Below are 18,151 nucleotides of genomic sequence, written 5' to 3'. Positions count from 1 at the left end.
TATGCCTTGAGCACTATTTTACGATTCAGGATAGGTGTCTAGTTTTGAGGATTACGCGTTATGATCATGAAGATTAACCTGTGGTTTGATACGCGCGCGCGCTTTTGCGTCCTTGAAACGCCCGGTCGAAAAGAGTCGGTCATTGTTGGATCTACTATTGCCCACCGGTATCTGCCATAGGTATTCGAAACACGCGTAGTGTCCATGCGGAATGCTATCGACCGAAAATCTTTCCTGGAAAGAGGGTGAGTTTTTCAAGGTATTCCTAAGTGCGGAATAATTTGGATTGAGAAACGCCTGGTAAAACATATACTTCACCTCGTGAGTGGTAAACTGAGAGGAAAGTATATTCAGGTAGTACTCACGTCTGCTTGCGGAATAACAGTCTTTTTCGATGAGCATGAGCAGTGAGCTAAGGGTCTCCATGTATCTGGCTTGTTGCGGTAGGTTGCTGTTGCAAATTAAGTATAGGTGGTAAGCGTAATCTTCTTGTTCTTGGGGTTTTTCAGCGCTTGGAAATTGCAGGCCGCGCTGCGTGGCGCAGGCCTCATCAAATTTTTTCTGTTTCTGTCGTAGTGCGGTGACTCCATGTATTCGTTCTTCTGGTGTGCGTCCTGACTTTACCGATACTTGCTCTAAGTTTGCTTTGTAAAGAGTGAGTAGTCGATAGAATGATTCTTCAAATTGTTGTTGCCTGAATGTTTCGCTTTGGCTTTTTATTTCGTTTCTAGTCTCGGAAAGCTCCAGCCTGGTAAGCTTGAGGTCTTCGCGTTGCAGGAAAATGGTTACGAGCAGGCCCGCAAAGCCTAATCCAGTGAAAAGACTATTTAATGCACCAAAGCTATCCCCGAATGTTCCGGCTGATTCGATAGAGTATCGCGTCACCGGTAATGTCATGACAATCAGGAAGCCACCATATGAAAGCACGACTAGCACGATCGAAGCGAAACAGGCAAAGAGAACATTCTTGATGTTCAGGCTTGGAGGGGTGCTGGGCGCTTGAGAGTCGCTATTGTAAAGAAATTTAGTCAAAATATTCATGTTCTGTTCCATTGAAAATACATTGAGGTAGTCAAGTATTTGGCGAGCTTCCATATTGTGCTGATTGCAAAAATCTTTCAGCTAACTATTGGCTGGCGGGTATGCAGCCTCCCTCATAATGACATGGTTCTACCTATTTCGGAAAATCTTCCAAATCCTTCAAGACGCTACATCACGCGTCATAATCCGGTCTCAGCAGAAGCAAATGCGGTCGTGAGGAGCAGAATATATTGATCGACACGAAGGGAACTGCATAATAGTACCAACGCCATAAGACAAAGGACTGTATGCCCGCCATCCCGCTACTGCGTCGTCTTTTCGCAGGTTTCGTCCTCGCAGTGCTCACCGGCTGCCAGCCCGAGCCTGCACCGCCCCTCGACCAGCAACTCTACATCTGGCAACGCCAGTGGCGGCCAGCCCACGAACAAGCCCTGGCCGATAGTCGCGCCGACTTCTCGACCCTGCGTGTGCTGGCCTTGCAGGCCCAGCCCAAGGCAGGCTGGAGCAGGGCGCTGGTCAACCTGCCTCAGCTCAAGGCCGATGGCCGCCCGGTGATCGCCGTGGTGCGTCTTGACGGTCAGCTGCCCGCGCTCGACCTGCAGCTGGCCGGCACCCATATCGCCCGATTGCTGGCCGACTGGCAGGCCGCCGGCTTGACCCCAAGCGGACTCGAGATCGACCACGACAGCGGCAGCGCCCGCCTGCCGGGCTATACCGAATTCCTCCTGAAACTGCGCGAGCAACTGCCGCCGGGCCTGAAACTGAGCATCACCGCGCTGCCCGCCTGGCTCGACAGTCCGCACCTGCCGGCGCTGTTGCAGGCGGTGGACAGCAGCGTGTTGCAGGTGCACGCGGTGAGCGATCCGCGGCGGGGCCTGTTCGATCCGCTGCAGGCGAAGGCCTGGGCCGAGCGCTGGAGTCGCGTCAGTGACCGACCGTTCTACCTGGCCTTGCCCGCCTATGGCGTCGCGCTGCTGCCGGATACCGGCGGTGCGCCGGTGGTGGAAAGTGAAACCCCATTGAACCGGCCCGGCGAGCGCCGCGAGCTGCTGGCCGATCCGCAGCAACTGGCGGACCTGAGCAGGCAACTGCGGGACAAGCCGCCCGCGCACCTGGCCGGGTTGATCTGGTTCCGCCTGCCGTTGCCCGGCGACCGCCGGGCCTGGAGCCTGGCCACCCTGAAGGCGGTGGCGCGCGGCGATACGCTCGCCAGTCAGTGGCGGGTCGAACTGTCCGGGCAGGGCGGGCTCTTCGACATCAGCCTGGTCAATGTCGGCAATCTCGACTTGGCGGTGCCCGCGCGCGTGGAACTGAACGTCGAATCCTGCGACGCCGCGGATGGGCTCAATGGCTACCGCCTGCAGCAATTCCCGCAACACCTCATCTTCAACCGCCAGTCCAGCGTGCGTGTGGCCGCTGGCGGCCGGCGCGTCCTCGGTTGGGCGCGCTGCCATGGAATCGAACAAGGAGCATGGAATGTCAACCCCTGACTGGCCCCGACGCCTGCTGTGCCTGTCCCTGAGCGTGCCGGTCGGCACGGCGCTGGCCTGTGGCCCGGACTTCCCGATGCGCCTGCTGGATGACCGGGCGCAGACCCTGTCCGAGCTGCCGGAAGGTAACTTCGGCTTCGAGGTGAATCGCCTCGGTGAGCAGTTGGCAGGCCTCAAACCCACCACCGAGATGACCCTGACCCCTTACTGGGACGGTGACGACAACGACCGACCTTACCGTGAGCAGCGCCGCCATATCGAGGCCAGCGAGTTGCCGGAATCGCTGCGCGAAAAGGTCGCGCAGCTGCGTGCCCTGGACGATCCGCAACAAGTGCTGGAGCAGGGCGCCGAACTGCCGGATGAACTGCGCCTGTACATTGCCGGCGCAGTCGCCTTCGACACCGACGACCACACCCTGGCGGCGGATTACTTCGCCAAGGTGCTGGCCCTGCCTGCCGAGCAACGCAAGCTGCGCAGCACCTGGGCGGCCTACTCGCTGGGGCGGGCGCTGATGGCCCGCAGCTTCGAGGCCAGCGATGATCCGCAACAGACGCCGCAGGCCCTGCAAGCCCAGGCGCGCGAGGCCTTCCAACAGGCCCGCGCGCTCAGCGCCGAAGGCTTCAGCGACCCGTTGGAGCTCGGGGTGGCCAGCCTTGGTGAGGAGGCCCGTCTGGCCAAGCTCGCCGGCGACTGGAACAGCGCCATCCAGCTGTATGCCAGCCAGAGCCGTCTGGGCTCGGGCAGCGGCTACAGCTCGCTCAGGCAGCTTGCCGACGAACTGGTGAGCCTGCCGGATGAGCAACTGAAGGCGCTGCTGGCGCAGCCAATGCCGCGCAAGCTGCTCACCGCCTACCTGCTCAGCCATGTCGGCTGGGACTACGACGGTCAGCCGCCAACCCAGGCCCGGCGCCTGCCTGCGTTGCTGCAGGCCAGTGTCGGCGGCAAGCTGGAAGACGCCGACCGCCTGGCTGCGTTGACCTACCAGCAAGGCAACTATGCCGCAGCCAGAAGCTATCTGCAGCAGGCAGGTGACACCGGCCTGGCGTGGTGGCTGCGCGCCAAGCTGGCCCTGCGCGACGGCGACAAGAACCAGGCAGCGGCGGCCTATGCCAAGGCCGCTGCCGCGTTCCCCCGCGAAGAGTCATGGGGTTCGCGACAGACACCCGATTGGGACTACGAAAGCGTGAAGCCCGGCTGCCGCGTCGAAGGCGAAGGCGCGATCCTGGCGCTGGAGCGTGGCGACTACCTGCAGGCCTTCGACCTGCTGTACCGCAGCCAGGAGATCTACTGGCAGGACACGGCCAACGTGGCTGACCGCGTGCTGACCCTGGATGAGCTCAAGGGCTATGTCGATGCCCATGTGCCGGCGCCGCCAGCGCCCAAGGTGGAAGAGGGCGGCTATGTGCCGCGCCCGGTAGCGACACAGTTGCGCGAGCTGCTGGGGCGACGCTTGCTGCGTGAAGGACGCTACGACGAAGCGCCCGGCTACTTTGCCACGCCGCAGTTGCAGGCCGACGCCAAGGCCTACGGCCAGCACCGCCAGGATGCCGTCTCGCGCTGGACGCCTACCGGCCGGGCTGAAGCACTGTACGCCGCAGCGACTTTGGCGCGCAGCGCGGGCATGGAGATCCTCGGTTATGAAATGGCGCCCGACTACGCCTGGTTGGGCGGCAGCTACAGCCTCGGTAATGCCGAGGTGAAGCCAGGGCCTTTCCTGGCCGCTGGCGAGGTGCAGCGCCAACGGGCGACCGAGGCCAAGCCCGATCAGCGATACCACTACCGCTATGTCGCCGCCGACCTGGCCAACCAGGCCGCTGACCAGCTGCCACACAGCAGCCAGGCCTTCGCCGCGGTGCTGTGCATCGCGGCCGGCTGGGTGCCCGGCAGCGAACAGGAAAGCGCGCTGTACAGGCGCTACGTCCAGCAGGGGCCGTTCGTGCAGTGGGCGGAGGATTTCGGCAAGCAATGCGAAGAGCCCCGGTTCGACCAGGCCAACAAGCGCTACCTGACCGAGAAGCTGGACAGCGTGCGCACGGCGTTGCGGCCGTACAAGGCGCAGGTGCTGCCGGTGGGGTTGGTGGTGCTGGCGGGGGTTGCCTGGGCGTGGATGCGGCGGCGCAAGGCAAAGGCTTGAAATGAGATCGAGCGCCGCGAGGGCGGCGCTCGATAAACCGCCGTCAGTTCTGCGCGGTCTTCTGCCCAGGCTCCAGCTTCACTGTCTCCTCCAGGGTGAAACGCCCCAGCGGGTTCTGCAGGAAGTTCTGGATATTGCTGCGCGAGATGTTGATGTACGGGCTGTAATACAGGTCGATCCAGTGCACGTCCTGCTTGGCCAGCTTCTGCAGGTCCTGGTACATCTGCTTGCGCTTGACCGGGTCGGTTTCCACCCGGGCCGCGGCCACCAGGTCCTTGACCTTGTCGTTGTGGTAGCGGGTCATGTAGTTCATGTTGGTGTCGTGGCCCAGCACGAAGGTGGTCTTCTGGTCCGGGTCGAGCACGTCGTTGGTCCAGTACATCACCGACAGGTCGTAGTCGCCGTCGACCAGCATCTGCCAGCTCTGGGTCGGGTCGACCTTCTGCAGGTTGGCGGTGATGCCGACATCGGCCAGCTGCTTCTGCACCAGCACGGCGATCTGCTCGTCGGCCTCGTTGCCGGCGTTGACGACGTAGTTGACCTTCAGCCCCTCGGCACCGGCTTTTTTCAGCAGCTCGCGGGCCTTGGCCGGGTCGAACGGGCGCTGCGGGTTGTCGGCGTTGTGGTAGAGCGCGCCCTTGGGAATGTACGAGTAGGCCATTTCGCCATGGCCGAAGGTCACCGTGTCCACCAGCGCCTTCTTGTCGATCGCCAGGTCGATGGCCTCGCGCACTTCCTGTTTGCCCAGCAGGCCCTTGGAGTGGTTGATCAGCAGGTGGTCTTCACGGGTCGAGGGGTCGATATGGATGGTGATCTTCTTGTCCTTCTGCAACTCGTCCACCTGGGTGAACGGCACAAAGATCGCCGAGTCCAGTTCGCCGGCCTGGACCTTCATCATGCGCGTGCGGTCATCCGGGATGGAGATCCACTCCACGCCATCCAGGCTGACCTTGTCGGCCTGCCAGAACTCCGGGTTCTTCTCCAGGATCACCCGGTCGCCCCGTAGCCATTCCTTGAGTTTGAAGGCCCCGGACACCACCGGGTTCTGTGCGTATTCCTCCTCGCCGAGCTTGTCCATGGCCTTTTTCGACAGGATCGAGATGTTGGCGGTGGCGAGCTGGGCCAGGAACGGCACCGACTTGCTGTGCAGGGTCACCACCAAGGTATGTGGGTCGGCGGCCTTGGCGGTGTCGATGATCTTGTACGAATCGGCCCAGAGCGAACCCGGGTTGTCGCGGATGCGCAGCAGGGAGAAGGCGGCGTCCTCGGCGGTGATCGGCGAGCCGTCGGAGAACTTGGCGTTGCGCATCTTGAAGGTGTAGGTCAGGCCGTCGTCGGAAACCTTCCAGCTTTCGGCCAGGCCCGGCACCAGCCGGGTGCCGCTGTTGTCGACGCGGATCAGCACGTCGTAGACGTTGGCGAATACCCAGCTGTCGCGGTTCTGCGCGCTCTTGATCGGGTCGAAGGTGGTGCTTTCCTCACGGCAGCCGATGGTCAGCACGCCGGCGGCCTGGGCCATGCCGCTGGCCAGGGTGCTGGCGGCCAGCACGGCGGCGGTGAGAAGTTTCAATGCGGCGGGTTTCATGCTCAAGCTCCGTTTGATGGTCATGGTGGTGATGTCAGCAGGGCAGTTGCGAGTGAACGCAGGCGTGGCGCCGGGCGCCCTGGATATGCTCGGGTGGCGCGGTTTCGCCGCAGCCGGGCAGCGCGTGCCGGCAGCGCGGATGGAAGGCGCAGCCGGATGGCAGGTTCAGTGGGCTCGGCGGCTCGCCGGCCAGCGGGTCCTGGGGCAGGCGTCGGGCCGGGTCGATGTCGGCGATGGACTGGATCAGCGCGGCGGTGTAGGGGTGGCGCGGGGCGGTAAAGACTTCATGCACCGGGCCTTCCTCGACGATCTGCCCCAGGTACATCACCGCCACCCGGTCGCACAGGCGGCGCACCACGCCCAGGTCATGGGTGATGAACAGCAGCGCCAGGCCCATGCGCTCGCGCAGCTCCAGCAGCAGGTTGATGATCTGCCCCTGGATCGACACGTCCAGCGCGGCGACACATTCATCGGCGACGATCAGCCTGGGCTCGACGGCCAGGGCCCGGGCGATGCCGACCCGCTGGCACTGGCCACCGCTCAGCGAACCGGGCCTGCGCTCGGCCAGCTCGGCGCGCAGGCCGACCAGCTCGAGCAGTTCACCGACCCGGGCCGGAATCTGCGTGGCGGGCACCTTGCGCTGCACTTGCAGCACTTCGGCGAGGATCTGGCCGATGCGCTGGCGCGGGTTGAGCGCGCTGTACGGGTCCTGGAAGATCATCGCGGTCTCGCGGCGCAGGCGGGCGATATCCGCCGGGCTGCCCTGGTTCATGTCGGTGCCGTCGAACAGCACCTGGCCGCCGCAGCTCGGGGTGAGCTGGAGGATGGCCCGGGCCAGGGTGCTCTTGCCGCAGCCCGATTCGCCCACCAGGCCGAGGGTTTCGCCGGCGGCGAGATTCAGCGAGGCGCCGTTGACCGCGCTGACCTTGCGCGGACGCAGGTTGAACAGGCCGCTGCCGGCGGCGGGAAATTGAACCTGCAGGTCCTTGACCTGCAACAAACTGGTCATGACAGGCCTCCGGCCAGCAGCGGGACATGGCAGGCCAGGCGGTGGCCGGGGCTTGCCTCTAGCAGTTCGGGCAATTGTTGCCGGCAGAGCGGCATGGCCTGGGGGCAACGTGATTCGAAGCGGCAGCCCGCCGGCAGGTCATCGAGCAGCGGTGGCTGCCCGGCGATGGTGGTCATGCGCCGTGCCTCGGGTTGCGCCGCCGGATGGCAGGCCAGCAGCCCGGCGCTGTACGGATGTCGAGGCCGGGCCAGCATTTCGTGCTTGGCGCCGTGTTCGCAGAGGCGCCCGGCGTACATCACGGCGATGCTGTCGCAGGTCTGCGCCACCACGCCCAGGTCGTGGCTGATCAGGATCATCGACAGCCCGCGGCGGTCGCGCAGCTCCAGCAGCAGGCGCAGGATCTGCGCCTGCACGGTGACATCCAGGGCCGTGGTCGGCTCGTCGGCGATCAGCACCTTGGGGTTGCAGCCCAGGGCCACGGCGATCATCGCCCGTTGGCGCATGCCGCCGGAAAACTCATGGGGATAGTTGTCGACCCGGGACTTCGGATCGGGGATACCGACCTGGCGCAGTACCTCGATGGCTTCGGCCCGGGCCTCGCGACGCGAAACGCCCTGGTGCAGGCGGATGCCCTCGGCGATCTGCTCGCCGATGCGCATCAGCGGGTCCAGGTGGCTGCTGGGGTTCTGGAAGATCATCCCCAGCTCGCGCCCACGCAGGCGGCGCATGCCGGCTTCGTCCAGCTGCAGCAGGTCGTGGCCCGCCAGGCGCACGGCCTGGCCCTCGAGCCGCAGGTTCGGCGCCGGCAGCAGGCGCATCAGGCCCCGGCAGGCCAGGGTCTTGCCCGAACCGCTTTCGCCCACCAGGCCGAGGATCTCGCCTTCGCCAAGGTCGAAGGACAGCCGGTCGACCAGGGTGATATCCCGTTGGCCGGCACGGGCGATGACGCTCAGTCCGCGGACCTGGAGCAGGGGCGTGGTCATGAGCGGTCTCCCAGGCGTTCGGCGACGCCGTCGGCCAGCAGGCTGAAGCCCATGGCCAGGGTCACCACCGCCAGGCCCGGGAAGGTGCAGATCCACCAGGCACTGGTGATGAAGCTCTGCCCCTCGGCGACCATGGTGCCCCATTCCGGGGTCGGCGGTTGCACACCGAGGCCCAGGTAGCTGACGGCGGCGCCGTTGAGCAGCACCAGCACGGCGTCCGACATGCAGAACACCACCGAGCCGAACAGCGCGTTGGGCAGCAGGTGGCCGAACAGCGTGCGTCGGTGGCTGAAGCCCAGGCTCCTGGCGGCCAGGGCGAAGTCGCTGTGCTTGAGCACGAGGATCTGCGAGCGGATCAGCCGCGCATAGGACACCCAGCCAACCAGCGCCATGGCGATGTAGAAGCTGCCCAGGCCCGGGCCGAGAATGGCCATGATCGCCAGCATCAGCACCAGGAACGGAAAGGCCAGGACAATGTCGATCAGGCGCATGCAGGCGTTGTCCAGCCAGCCGCCGACGTAGCCGGATACCGCGCCGATGCAGGTGCCGAGCAGGAACGGGAAGATCACCCCGATCAAGGCCATCTGCAGGTCGACGCGGGCGCCCCAGATCACCCGCGAGAGCACGTCGCGGCCGAAGTTGTCGGTGCCGAAGGGATGCGCCAGGCTCGGCGCGGCCAGGCGCAGGTCGCCGTTCTGCAGCAGCGGGTCGAATGGCGCAACCCACGGCGCGCACAGCGCCAGCAGGCACCAGCCGAGGACGATGGCCAGGCCGCAGTACAGGGTCAGGCGACCATCGCCGAGGTTCCAGGCCAGGCGTGCGCGCAGGGCGAGGGTGGCGCTCATTGGATCTTCACCCGCGGATCGAGGACGGTGGTCGCCACGTCGGCGAGGAAGTTCACCGCCACCGTGGCGCAGGCCAGCACCATGGCCACGCCCTGGACCACCATGTAGTCACGGGTGAAGATGCCGCGCACCAGCAATTGGCCGACGCCCGGCAGGGAGAACAGGCTCTCGATCACCACCGTGCCGCTGATCAGCCAGCCGATGTTGACCGCCAGCAGGTTGATGGTCGGCACCATGGAGTTGGGCAGGACATGCCGGCGCAGGATCGCCCCTTCGCCCAGGCCCCGGGCACGGGCGGCGGTGACATGGTCGGCCTGCATCTCCAGCAGGATGCTGGCGCGCAGGTTGCGCACCAGCACCGCCGACAGCGCCAGGGCGATGGTCAGGCAGGGCAGCACCAGGTGGTGCAGCTTGTCGGTCCAGGTACGGCCATAGCCGGACACCGGGAACAGCCCCCAGTGCACGCTGAACAGCAGGATCAGCATCAGCCCCAGCCAGAAGGCCGGCAAGCCGAGGCCGGCGGTGGTGAACAGGCGGATCAGGTTGTCGGCCCAGCCGCCCTTGCTGCGGGCGGCAAGTATGGCCAGCGGCACGGCGATCAGCAGCGCCAGGGCCACGCTACCCAGCACCAGCATCACGGTCGGCTCGATGCGACTGGCGATCAGCGGCAGGGCGTCGACCTTGTACAGCAGCGACTTGCCCAGGTCGCCGTTGAGCAGGTTCTTCAGGAAGTACAGGTACTGCACCCAGATCGGCTCGTCGAGGCCGAACTGGGCGCGGATCTTCTGGATCGCGTCCGGGGTGCTGCGCGCGCCCAGCAGCACCCGCGCCGGGTCGCCCGGGATCGAGCGCACCAGTACGAAGGTGATGATGCTGATGCCCAGCAGCACCGGCAGCAATTGCAACGGACGGATGAGGACGAACCGGTAGCGGGCCAGGCTCATCGATCAGCCCCGGTTGCGTTGCAGGAAATCCAGCAACACCGGGAAATAGGCCTGGGGCTCTTCGTAGAACGGCATATGGCTGCTGTTGGGGAACACGTGCAGCTCGGCGCGCTCATGCAGCGCCAGCTTCATGCGCATGGCGCAGGCCGGGGTCAGTTCGTCGTGCTGGCCGGTGGTGATCAGCACCGGCATGCGGAACGAGCCCATTTGCTCGAGGCGGTTCCAGTCCTTGAGGTTGCCGATATAAAGGAACTCGTTGGGGCCCTGCATGGTGGCGTAGGGGCCCATGTTCCAGTCGCCCAGCGAGCGCTGGATCGGCGCCGGCCATTCATCGAGCCGGCAGACATGGCGGTAGTTGAGCAGGGTGATGGCGGCCTGGTACTGCGGGTGGTCGAGGGTGCCCATGGCCTCGTGGCGCTGCATCATCGCCACTGTTTCGCTGCCCAGGGCGCCGCGCAGGCGCTCCAGCTCGGTGATCAGGTGCGGAATGTCGCCGACGGTGTTCTCGAGAATCAGACTTTTCAGCGACTGCGGGTGATGAATGGCGTACTCGATCGCCAGCCAGCCGCCCCAGGAGTGCCCGAGCATGTGCACACGGCCCAGGTCCAGGGCCTGGCGCACCTGCTCGACCTCGGCCACGTAGCGGGTGATGTTCCACAGGCTGTCGTCATCCGGGCGGTCGGAGGCGCCGGTGCCCAGCTGGTCGAAGGCGACCACGCGGATACCCTTGTCCTTGAGCCAGGCATGGGCGTCGCGCAGGTAGTCGCAGGGCAGCCCCGGCCCGCCATTGAGGCACAGCAGCACCTCGTCCCCTTCACCAAAGCTGTACACCACGAGATTGTGGCCATCGACCGATACGTTGAACTGCTGGTCAGGTTGCATCTCACGCCACATCGCTACTCTCCTGTTGGCCATGGCTTGCAGCTATAACTAGCGCAGGAGTTTTCGTCGCCTACAAGCTAGTGTTTCCTATAGGTTTCGTATGGCAGTCCCGCGCCAAGCCGTGGCATTCTACGTGCCGGACTTCGAGATGGAAATCCAAAAGGAATCACAGGGAGTGTCAGGTATGCAGGCCAAGATGGCTGAACTCAATGCGCGTCTGGCGTCGGACGATAGCCTCGACGAGCAGATGGACAGCGTCGCCGAACTGGCGGCGGAACTGGGCTTCGATGCCCTGGTGTACGACTACAGCCCGGTGCCGCTGGATCATGTCGGCGAGCTGATCACCCCGAGTGTGGTCCGGCTGCGCCAGACCCCGAAGGACTGGCAGGACCTGTGGTGCTCCGAGGGCTTCTACCAGATCGACCCGGTGCAGCAGGTGGCGGTGTCATCCATCGCACCCTTCGTCTGGTCGTACCTGCCCAAGGGCGAGACCGTCCTGCAGCGCCACATCGACCAGCGCCACGCCCCGGTGGTCGGTTACCTGCACGACGCGCAGCTGACCTGCGGCGTGACCGTGCCCATCCACCTGCCACGGGGCGGGCTGGCGACCCTGACCGGCCTGCGCCCCCAGGCCAGCCAACGCGACCTGGACGACGCCCGGGAGCACCTGGGCGATTTCAGCCTGATCGCCCATGCCCTGCAGGAGGCGGCCTATCCCTTGCTGGCCAAGGCGTCCGCCACCCGCGTCATCCGCCTGACCCGCCGCGAGGTCGAATGCCTGCGCTGGGCCGCCGAAGGCCTGACGGCAGGGGAGATTGCCGAGAAGCTCAACCGCTCGCTGGCGACGATTTCCCTGCACCTGACCTCGGCCATGCACAAACTGGGGGCGAAAAACCGCGTCCAGGCGGTCGCCCGGGCGGTGCACTACCGCCTGCTGGACCAATGAAGCAACAAAAAAGGTCGAAAACCTAGAGAACTCTCTAGTTATGCCGCGCCGCGCGTGAGGTTATTGTGTGCTCCATGATTCGCACGGAGCCGGATGACATGGAACTCACCCAATCGCGTGAAGGTTTTGCCCCCTTCGGCAACTACAAGACCTGGTACCGCGTTACCGGTGACCTGGACTGTGGCCGCACCCCGCTGGTCATCCTGCATGGTGGCCCGGGTTGCACCTACGATTATGTTGACGCCTACAAGGATGTCGCTGCCGGTGGCTACCCGGTCATTCACTACGACCAGCTGGGCAACGGCCGCTCGACCCACCTGCCGCAGATGCCGGCATCGTTCTGGACGGTCAAGCTGTTCCTCGAGGAGCTCGACAACCTGCTGGAACACCTGGGCATCAGCGAGCGCTACGCGCTGCTGGGCCAATCCTGGGGCGGCATGCTCGCCAGCGAGCACGCGGTGCGCCAGCCACTGGGCCTGCGCTGCCTGGTGATCGCCAACTCGCCGGCCGACATGCGCACCTGGGTACGCGAGGCCAACCGCCTGCGTGAAGAGCTGCCCAAGGAGGTCCAGGACACCCTGTTGCGGCACGAGGCCGTGGGCGACTACACCGCAGCCGACTATATCGCCGCCACCCGGGTGTTCTACGACCGCCACGTGTGCCGGCTCAAGCCCTGGCCGGAAGAAGTGGCGCGCACCTTCGCCCAGGTGGATGCCGACCCGACCGTGTACCACGCCATGACCGGGCCGAACGAGTTCCATATCATCGGCAGCACCAAGGACTGGACCATCGTCGACCGCCTGCCGCAGATCAATGTGCCGAGCCTGCTGATTTCCGGGCGTTATGACGAGGCCACGCCGCTGGTGGTCAAGCCGTACCTGGACCTGATCCCCGGGATCCGCTGGGCGCTGTTCGAGAACTCCAGCCATATGCCCCATGTAGAGGAGCGGGTGGCGTGCATGGGCACGGTGGTGAAGTTCCTCGACGAGAGTCTGTAGCGCGTAGCATTCGACCGTTTTCCCTTCCTCAGGCCTGTCCGGGCGTTGCCCGGCGGGCCTGAGTTTTTTGCGCGGTGTTGTCAGGTAGGGGCCAAGCCATCAGGGGCCAAGCCATCCACGCGCAAGGCGTCTGCGCTGAAAGACGCTGTTCAGGGGGCATCAGCTGGAGGGCTTGTCGCTAGCGTCCTGTCCTTGCTGGCCGAGATGCTGCCGGGTGGGTGACGGGGCGTCACCCTTGGCAACCTGCTCGGCCGCCTGCTGGCGTTGCAGCGCAAGTTGGTCGCTGCGCTCCCTGAGGCGGTCGGCGCCGCCTTCGGCAAAGGCCGAGGTGGCCGAGATCGTTGCCAGCACGGCGAGTGCGCATGCTACGGATTTCATCACTGGAGTCTCCATCGTTTGACCTGAAGGTCGGCCGCCTGACGGCCGGGTTGAGGCAAGGATGGCGTGCGCGGATTTTCCCAGGATTAACAAGCCGTTCAGTTGGCCAGCAGTTGTTCGTGCACCCAGCCCTGGGCCGTAAGGACCATGGATCGGGTTTCCTCCAGCGGCTTGGCGGCGCTGGCGACCGCCTGGCCAAGCCCGGCGATATCGGCCTGGATCGCCGCGTCGTCGGCCCACCCCGGCAGTTCGGTGATCTGGTAGCTGTAGGTCACCTGGGACTGCTGCCGTCCATCGTGTTCGACAGGGGGGCTGAAGCCCTTGATGGTGGTGACCTGTGCCTTGCCGAAGCACAGGCCGCCGGTGCTGGCGCCGTTTGCCTCGCGCCGGGCATCGGCCTTGTAGTGGCGCCGGCCCTCGTCGGTGAGGTCGTAGGCGTAGTAGATGTCGGTCCGCGCCGGCTGCCACAGGCGCTCCGGCACCTCGGTGCGGGCGACTTCCCGTTCGCTGACCACGCCGACCCGGGCCAGGGCGTGCAGGGCCTTGTTGGTGCCTTCCACATCGAAGTCACGGGTGCGCGTGGGGAAGGCGCTGATCACGAAACAGTGCGGGTACTGGGTGTCGAGGTAGGCCTGGGCAGCCTGGCGCAGGTCGGCTTCGCGGGGCTGTTGGCCGTCCGAGCAGCCGACCAGGGTCGCCAGCAGGGCCAGCGGTATGATCTTCCTGTCCATCGTAGGGCTTCCTTGAGTTGCCAATTGCAGGGATGCGCGCCGGCCGGGCCGGCTGGTGCGGGATTAGAACCCGCGGGCCAGAGCCCCCGCAATCGTGGCAAGACGACATATCCTCGAGGGTGTGCGCTGTTTCGCAGCACCCGGGCAACGCCATGCCCGGCAAAATGCCGCTGCTCATCCATACTCCTTTGATCCGCCCTGGCGCCGTCGGGGCAACCGGCAACGGACAGACCTGCAACGCACACAGAGGAGCCGCCGATGGCCAAGGGCGAGGGCAAGAAACGCAAGGGCGATGCCACGGACAGACTCGGGCGCAAGAGCTACGAGGCAGAACTGCGACGGTTGCACGTCGAGCTGGTCAAGCTGCAGCAGTGGGTGGTGGAGAAGGGCCTGAAGGTGTGCATCGTCTTCGAGGGCCGCGACGGCGCCGGCAAGGGCGGCACCATCAAGGCCATCACCGAGCGGGTGAGCCCGCGGGTGTTTCGCGTGGTGGCGCTGCCGGCTCCCACCGAGCGCGAGAAGACCCAGATGTATGCCCAGCGCTACCTGGTCCACCTGCCGGCGGCGGGCGAGGTGGTGATCTTCGATCGCAGTTGGTACAACCGCGCCGGCGTCGAGCGGGTGATGGGCTTCTGCACTGACGAGCAGGCCCACAAGTTCCTCACCGTGGTGCCGATGTTCGAGCGCATGATGGTCGAGTCGGGGATCATCCTCATCAAGTACTGGCTCGAGGTCAGCGCCGAGGAGCAGACCCGCCGCCTGCAGGACCGCATCAGCGACGGGCGCAAGCTGTGGAAGCTGTCGCCGATGGACGTCAAGTCCTACAACCGCTGGGACGACTACACCCGCGCCCGCGACGACATGTTCGCCGCCTCCGACTCTTCCTGGGCACCCTGGTACATGGCGCGCTCGGAGGACAAGCGCAAGGCGCGGCTGAACATCATCAGCCACCTGCTGCAGCAGATCCCCTACAAGGACCTCAGCCAAGCGCACAAAGTGTCGTTGCCCAAGCGCGGCAAGATCGGCAAGCACAAGGCGCAGCCGTATCCGTTCAAGATGGTGGCGGAGCGGTTCTGACGCCTGGATCGACGCAAGCCGTGGCGGCGACTGTTCCGAGCACTCGGGCAAGGTGCACGTTGCGCTCCCCGGACAATCAGCCAGCAGACTGCATTCGCTCGACCAAGTCCCACAACCGTGGGTCGTCATAGTCCTCGATCACCAGCCTTGCCCCGGCTTCCAGCAAGCGCTCGGCGGGCTGGGTAGTCGCCAGCCCGACGGTGAAGATGCCGGCATCGACGGCGGCCTTGACGCCTGGCAGCGAGTCCTCGAATGCCAGTGCCTGTCCGGCCTTGGCGTCCAGGCGCTGCAGGCCGGTGAGGTAGGGCAGGGGGTCGGGTTTGGGGCGCGCCAGCTCGTCCGCTATCAGCACATGCTCGAAACGCGTGGCCAGGTCCATGGCGCCGAGCATGTGCTCGGCGTTCAGGCGGGGCGCGTTGGTTACCACGCACATGCCGATGCCATGCCGCGTGGCGTGATCCAGCAGGCGCAACAGGCCGGGCATCGGCGCCAGGGTCGGTGACAGTTCGCGGAACAGCGCTTCCTTGCGTTCGGCCAGGGCCTGGCGGCTGGCGGCGTTGGCCTGGGGGAACAGTTCGGCGAACAGCAGGCCGTTGGAGCGACCGCTGACCTGAGTGTTGAACTGCTCCTGGGTCAGCTCGCGGCCGTCATGGTCGAACAGCAGCTGGCGGAAGGCTTGCAGGTGCAAGGTGTCGGTATCGGTGAGGGTCCCATCGAGGTCGAACAGCAGGGCGGTCAGCATCGGGCATCCTGGGGGTGGAGAAACCATTCAGCATCATAAGGGATCAGGGGGGGGAAATGCACTTGGCTGGGGGCGTTCGAGGTGCTCGGCGGGAGCGCCGCCCGCGCGGCGCATCGCGACGCAAGGCTCACAGGTACTACGCCAACCTGTAGGAGCGGCCTTGAACTGGCCTAATGATTTTGGACACCTTCATCGGGCGCTATGATGGCGCCCAATTGGAGGCAAAATCAGTGCGTAAATCTTATTCAAGAGAATACAAAGTCCAAGCTGCCGAAATGGTGCTGGATGGTGGGCAGTCAGTTCCTGAGGTCTGTGCAGCCCTTGGGCTGGGCCCTACCGCGCTTCGCCGCTGGGTTGATCAGGTGCGTGAAGAGAGAGCCGGTAAGGTTCCTGCTGGAGCCAAAGCGATCACACCCGAGCAGCAACGAATTGAAGAACTCGAAGCGCTGGTTCGGCAAAAGGATCGGGATATCGAAATCCTAAAAAAGGCCAGTGCTCTCCTGCTTCGGGACTCCAAAGATCGTTCTCGCTGATCAACGAGCTGAGTGAGCAATACCCTGTTGTCGACTGCTGCCGCGTGCTTGGGGTTAAGCGCAGCAGTTTCTATGCGTGGCGCAAACGGCAAGGACGTGAAAACCCGGCAAGAGATGCGCTACGCCTGCTGGTAATCAAGCACTTCAACGCATCGCGAAGTGCTTCTGGCTCGCGAACCCTGGCGCAGGAATTGCGGCACGAAGGCCATGAAATAGGACGATACAAGGTGCGTGCGCTAATGCGTGAAGCTGGCCTGAAGTGCAAACAGCGCAGGCCGCACCGCTATCGGTCATCAGGGGCAGAAGCGTTGATCGCCGAGAATCAGCTGAAGCGCAATTTCAAGGTTTCGGCGATCAATGAGGTTTGGTGTGGCGATGTGACCTATATCCAGGTTGGCAGGCGCTGGCTGTACCTAGCCGCCGTGATTGACCTCTATGCCCGTCGCGTAGTGGGTTGGGCATTCTCGATGATTGCAGATGCCAACTTAGCTTGTAACGCCCTGCGCATGGCCGCTGAATCGCGGGGTAGGCCGGCGGGCGTAATGTTTCATTCAGACCAGGGCTGTCAGTACACCAGCCATAAATTCAGAGCCGCGCTCGATGAGTACAACTTGAACCAGAGCATGAGCCATCGAGGCCAATGCTGGGATAACGCTGCCATGGAGCGATTCTTCGGAGCATTGAAATCAGAATGGGTGCCGGCAGAGGGTTACGAGACCGAAGCGCAGGCACGAGTGGATATCCAGGCTTATCTGATGCGCTACAACCTCAAGCGCCTCCACAGCTACAACGGCTATGAAACGCCAGTAGCCATGGAGGAAAAGCTCAAGGCAGCGGCATGAACCTTAACCGGTGTCCAAAATTACTTGACCAGTTCACCTTGTGTCGCGAAAGGGCTGCGAAGCAGCCCCGGGATTTCAGCGTTGTCGCAAAGATCGCCGGGGCCGCTTTGCGGCCCTTTCGCGACACAAGGCCGCTCCTACAGAGATCATGCCGGTTGAAAAATCTCAGCAAGACAGTTGCTCCTACATTTGTTGCAACGTGCCGAACCTGTCAGGCCATGGTTGCCTGCCTTGGTGCATGGCTTGGGAGTGGTGGGCAGCAAAGATGCCAGCCGTTTGTACGTTAGTATGAGCGGCCAGGCATTCCCAGCACGGAGCACATAACGCCATGCCTTTTGTCACTACCAGGAAAGTTCTGTTTGGCGACTGCGATCCTGCGGGGATCGTCTATACGCCGCGCATCTCCTATTTCGTCATCGAGGCGATTCATGAGTTTCTCTCCCACCGCCTTGGCGGCGAAGGTCTGCGCACCTTGTTCGCCATGGGCGTGATGCCGCCGGCGCGGGCCCTGTCCATCGAATTCCTGGCGCCCATGACCTGGGGCGACCTGATCAGCGTGCAGGTCAGCAGTGGTGAGCCTGGTACCACATCATTCAGCTTCGCCGTGGAGGCGCGCGGCGCCGACGGCCAGGTTTGCTTTCGCGCCAGCATGACCCAGGTGTGCGTCTGCCCCGAGAGCATGCAGCCGGTTGCAGTGCCCGAGGCATTGCGCCAGGCATTGAGCGAGCACATGGACTAGCGGGACACCGCGACGAATAGTTTTCCAATAAAAGAACAAACGTTTCAGCATCAATCGGATATAAAGTCCGAACGTGACCGGTTATTCAGTTGGCGTTTTTCGACCAATTAAGGTGTTGGCCACTGGTTGCTCTTGGGGAAAGCTGTTAGTTTCGCCACCGCTACGAAGCAAACAAGCAGGCCTGCAATGCGCCGCTTGCCGCCAGCCGACGCATCAACGGCTGGCTTGACAGGGAACGATAATAAAAATCCT

At 63.9% G+C, this 18,151-nt stretch carries 18 protein-coding genes; 8 read left to right on the top strand and 10 right to left on the bottom strand.

Going from position 1 to position 18,151, the window contains the following annotated elements; translation table 11 throughout:
• Positions 1-51 precede the first annotated feature (51 nt).
• Positions 52-1,041, bottom strand: coding sequence for a hypothetical protein (locus ACZ899_RS07285; RefSeq protein ID WP_234560365.1), 990 nt, complete (start codon positions 1,039-1,041; stop codon positions 52-54).
• Between the two features lie 287 nt (positions 1,042-1,328).
• On the opposite strand from ACZ899_RS07285, the gene ACZ899_RS07280 reads away from it, so the two are divergent.
• Positions 1,329-2,531 (top strand): DUF3142 domain-containing protein, encoded by a 1,203-nt coding sequence (locus ACZ899_RS07280; protein WP_234560364.1) that lies wholly within the window; start codon positions 1,329-1,331, stop codon positions 2,529-2,531.
• On the top strand, positions 2,518-4,665 hold the full coding sequence (locus ACZ899_RS07275; protein ID WP_234560363.1) for a hypothetical protein: 2,148 nt from the start codon (positions 2,518-2,520) through the stop codon (positions 4,663-4,665). Before ACZ899_RS07280 ends, ACZ899_RS07275 begins: the two co-directional genes overlap by 14 nt.
• Positions 4,666-4,708: 43 nt before the next feature.
• Here the strand turns inward: ACZ899_RS07275 and ACZ899_RS07270 are convergent, their stop codons facing one another.
• From ACZ899_RS07270 to ACZ899_RS07245, 6 genes are read right to left on the bottom strand one after another with little or no spacing between them, the layout of a single operon-like run.
• Positions 4,709-6,250: an ABC transporter substrate-binding protein gene (locus ACZ899_RS07270; RefSeq protein ID WP_234560362.1), complete on the bottom strand. Its 1,542-nt coding sequence runs from the start codon at positions 6,248-6,250 to the stop codon at positions 4,709-4,711.
• A gap of 34 nt (positions 6,251-6,284) precedes the next feature.
• Entirely contained in the window at positions 6,285-7,259 is a 975-nt protein-coding gene (locus ACZ899_RS07265) for an ABC transporter ATP-binding protein (RefSeq protein ID WP_203646901.1), read from the bottom strand.
• A complete protein-coding gene (locus ACZ899_RS07260; protein ID WP_234560361.1) occupies positions 7,256-8,242 on the bottom strand; it encodes an ABC transporter ATP-binding protein in 987 nt (328 codons plus the stop codon). Before ACZ899_RS07260 ends, ACZ899_RS07265 begins: the two co-directional genes overlap by 4 nt.
• Complete coding sequence (locus ACZ899_RS07255) at positions 8,239-9,087, bottom strand: ABC transporter permease (protein ID WP_234560360.1); 849 nt, start codon at positions 9,085-9,087, stop codon at positions 8,239-8,241. Before ACZ899_RS07255 ends, ACZ899_RS07260 begins: the two co-directional genes overlap by 4 nt.
• Entirely contained in the window at positions 9,084-10,031 is a 948-nt protein-coding gene (locus ACZ899_RS07250) for an ABC transporter permease (protein ID WP_234560359.1), read from the bottom strand. Before ACZ899_RS07250 ends, ACZ899_RS07255 begins: the two co-directional genes overlap by 4 nt.
• 3 nt (positions 10,032-10,034) lie before the next feature.
• A complete protein-coding gene (locus tag ACZ899_RS07245) occupies positions 10,035-10,925 on the bottom strand; it encodes a proline iminopeptidase-family hydrolase (protein WP_203646895.1) in 891 nt (296 codons plus the stop codon).
• 172 nt (positions 10,926-11,097) lie between these two features.
• On the opposite strand from ACZ899_RS07245, the gene ACZ899_RS07240 reads away from it, so the two are divergent.
• Both ACZ899_RS07240 and ACZ899_RS07235 read left to right on the top strand, forming a co-directional pair.
• Positions 11,098-11,859 (top strand): LuxR family transcriptional regulator, encoded by a 762-nt coding sequence (locus ACZ899_RS07240; protein ID WP_203646892.1) that lies wholly within the window; start codon positions 11,098-11,100, stop codon positions 11,857-11,859.
• A gap of 98 nt (positions 11,860-11,957) precedes the next feature.
• A complete protein-coding gene (locus tag ACZ899_RS07235; protein WP_234560358.1) occupies positions 11,958-12,857 on the top strand; it encodes a proline iminopeptidase-family hydrolase in 900 nt (299 codons plus the stop codon).
• Between the two features lie 159 nt (positions 12,858-13,016).
• Here the strand turns inward: ACZ899_RS07235 and ACZ899_RS07230 are convergent, their stop codons facing one another.
• Entirely contained in the window at positions 13,017-13,235 is a 219-nt protein-coding gene (locus ACZ899_RS07230) for a hypothetical protein (protein ID WP_234560357.1), read from the bottom strand.
• A 98-nt stretch (positions 13,236-13,333) separates the two neighbouring features.
• On the bottom strand, positions 13,334-13,966 hold the full coding sequence (locus ACZ899_RS07225; RefSeq protein ID WP_234560356.1) for a hypothetical protein: 633 nt from the start codon (positions 13,964-13,966) through the stop codon (positions 13,334-13,336).
• Positions 13,967-14,224: 258 nt separating this feature from the next.
• Between ACZ899_RS07225 and ppk2 the strand changes: the two genes are divergently transcribed.
• Positions 14,225-15,043, top strand: a complete 819-nt coding sequence (gene ppk2, locus ACZ899_RS07220; protein WP_234560355.1) for a polyphosphate kinase 2 — start codon at positions 14,225-14,227, stop codon at positions 15,041-15,043.
• Between the two features lie 76 nt (positions 15,044-15,119).
• On the opposite strand, the gene ACZ899_RS07215 is transcribed toward ppk2, so the two are convergent.
• Positions 15,120-15,785 carry an HAD family hydrolase gene (locus tag ACZ899_RS07215; protein WP_234560354.1) on the bottom strand — a complete coding sequence of 222 codons (666 nt, stop codon included), beginning with the start codon at positions 15,783-15,785 and terminating at the stop codon, positions 15,120-15,122.
• Between the two features lie 173 nt (positions 15,786-15,958).
• On the opposite strand from ACZ899_RS07215, the gene ACZ899_RS07210 reads away from it, so the two are divergent.
• From ACZ899_RS07210 to ACZ899_RS07200, 3 genes are all read left to right on the top strand, one after another.
• On the top strand, positions 15,959-16,318 hold the full coding sequence (locus ACZ899_RS07210; protein ID WP_075043813.1) for a transposase: 360 nt from the start codon (positions 15,959-15,961) through the stop codon (positions 16,316-16,318).
• Complete coding sequence (locus ACZ899_RS07205; RefSeq protein ID WP_324256565.1) at positions 16,315-17,160, top strand: IS3 family transposase; 846 nt, start codon at positions 16,315-16,317, stop codon at positions 17,158-17,160. The genes ACZ899_RS07210 and ACZ899_RS07205 overlap by 4 nt, the downstream gene beginning before the upstream one ends.
• 328 nt (positions 17,161-17,488) lie before the next feature.
• Positions 17,489-17,899 (top strand): acyl-CoA thioesterase, encoded by a 411-nt coding sequence (locus ACZ899_RS07200; protein ID WP_234562484.1) that lies wholly within the window; start codon positions 17,489-17,491, stop codon positions 17,897-17,899.
• Positions 17,900-18,151: the final 252 nt, after the last annotated feature.

The sequence above is a fragment of the Pseudomonas sp. TE31087 genome (assembly GCF_057284075.1).
The sequence above is the reverse complement of the archived record's forward strand: the minus strand, read 5'-3'. Positions and strand labels throughout refer to the sequence as shown.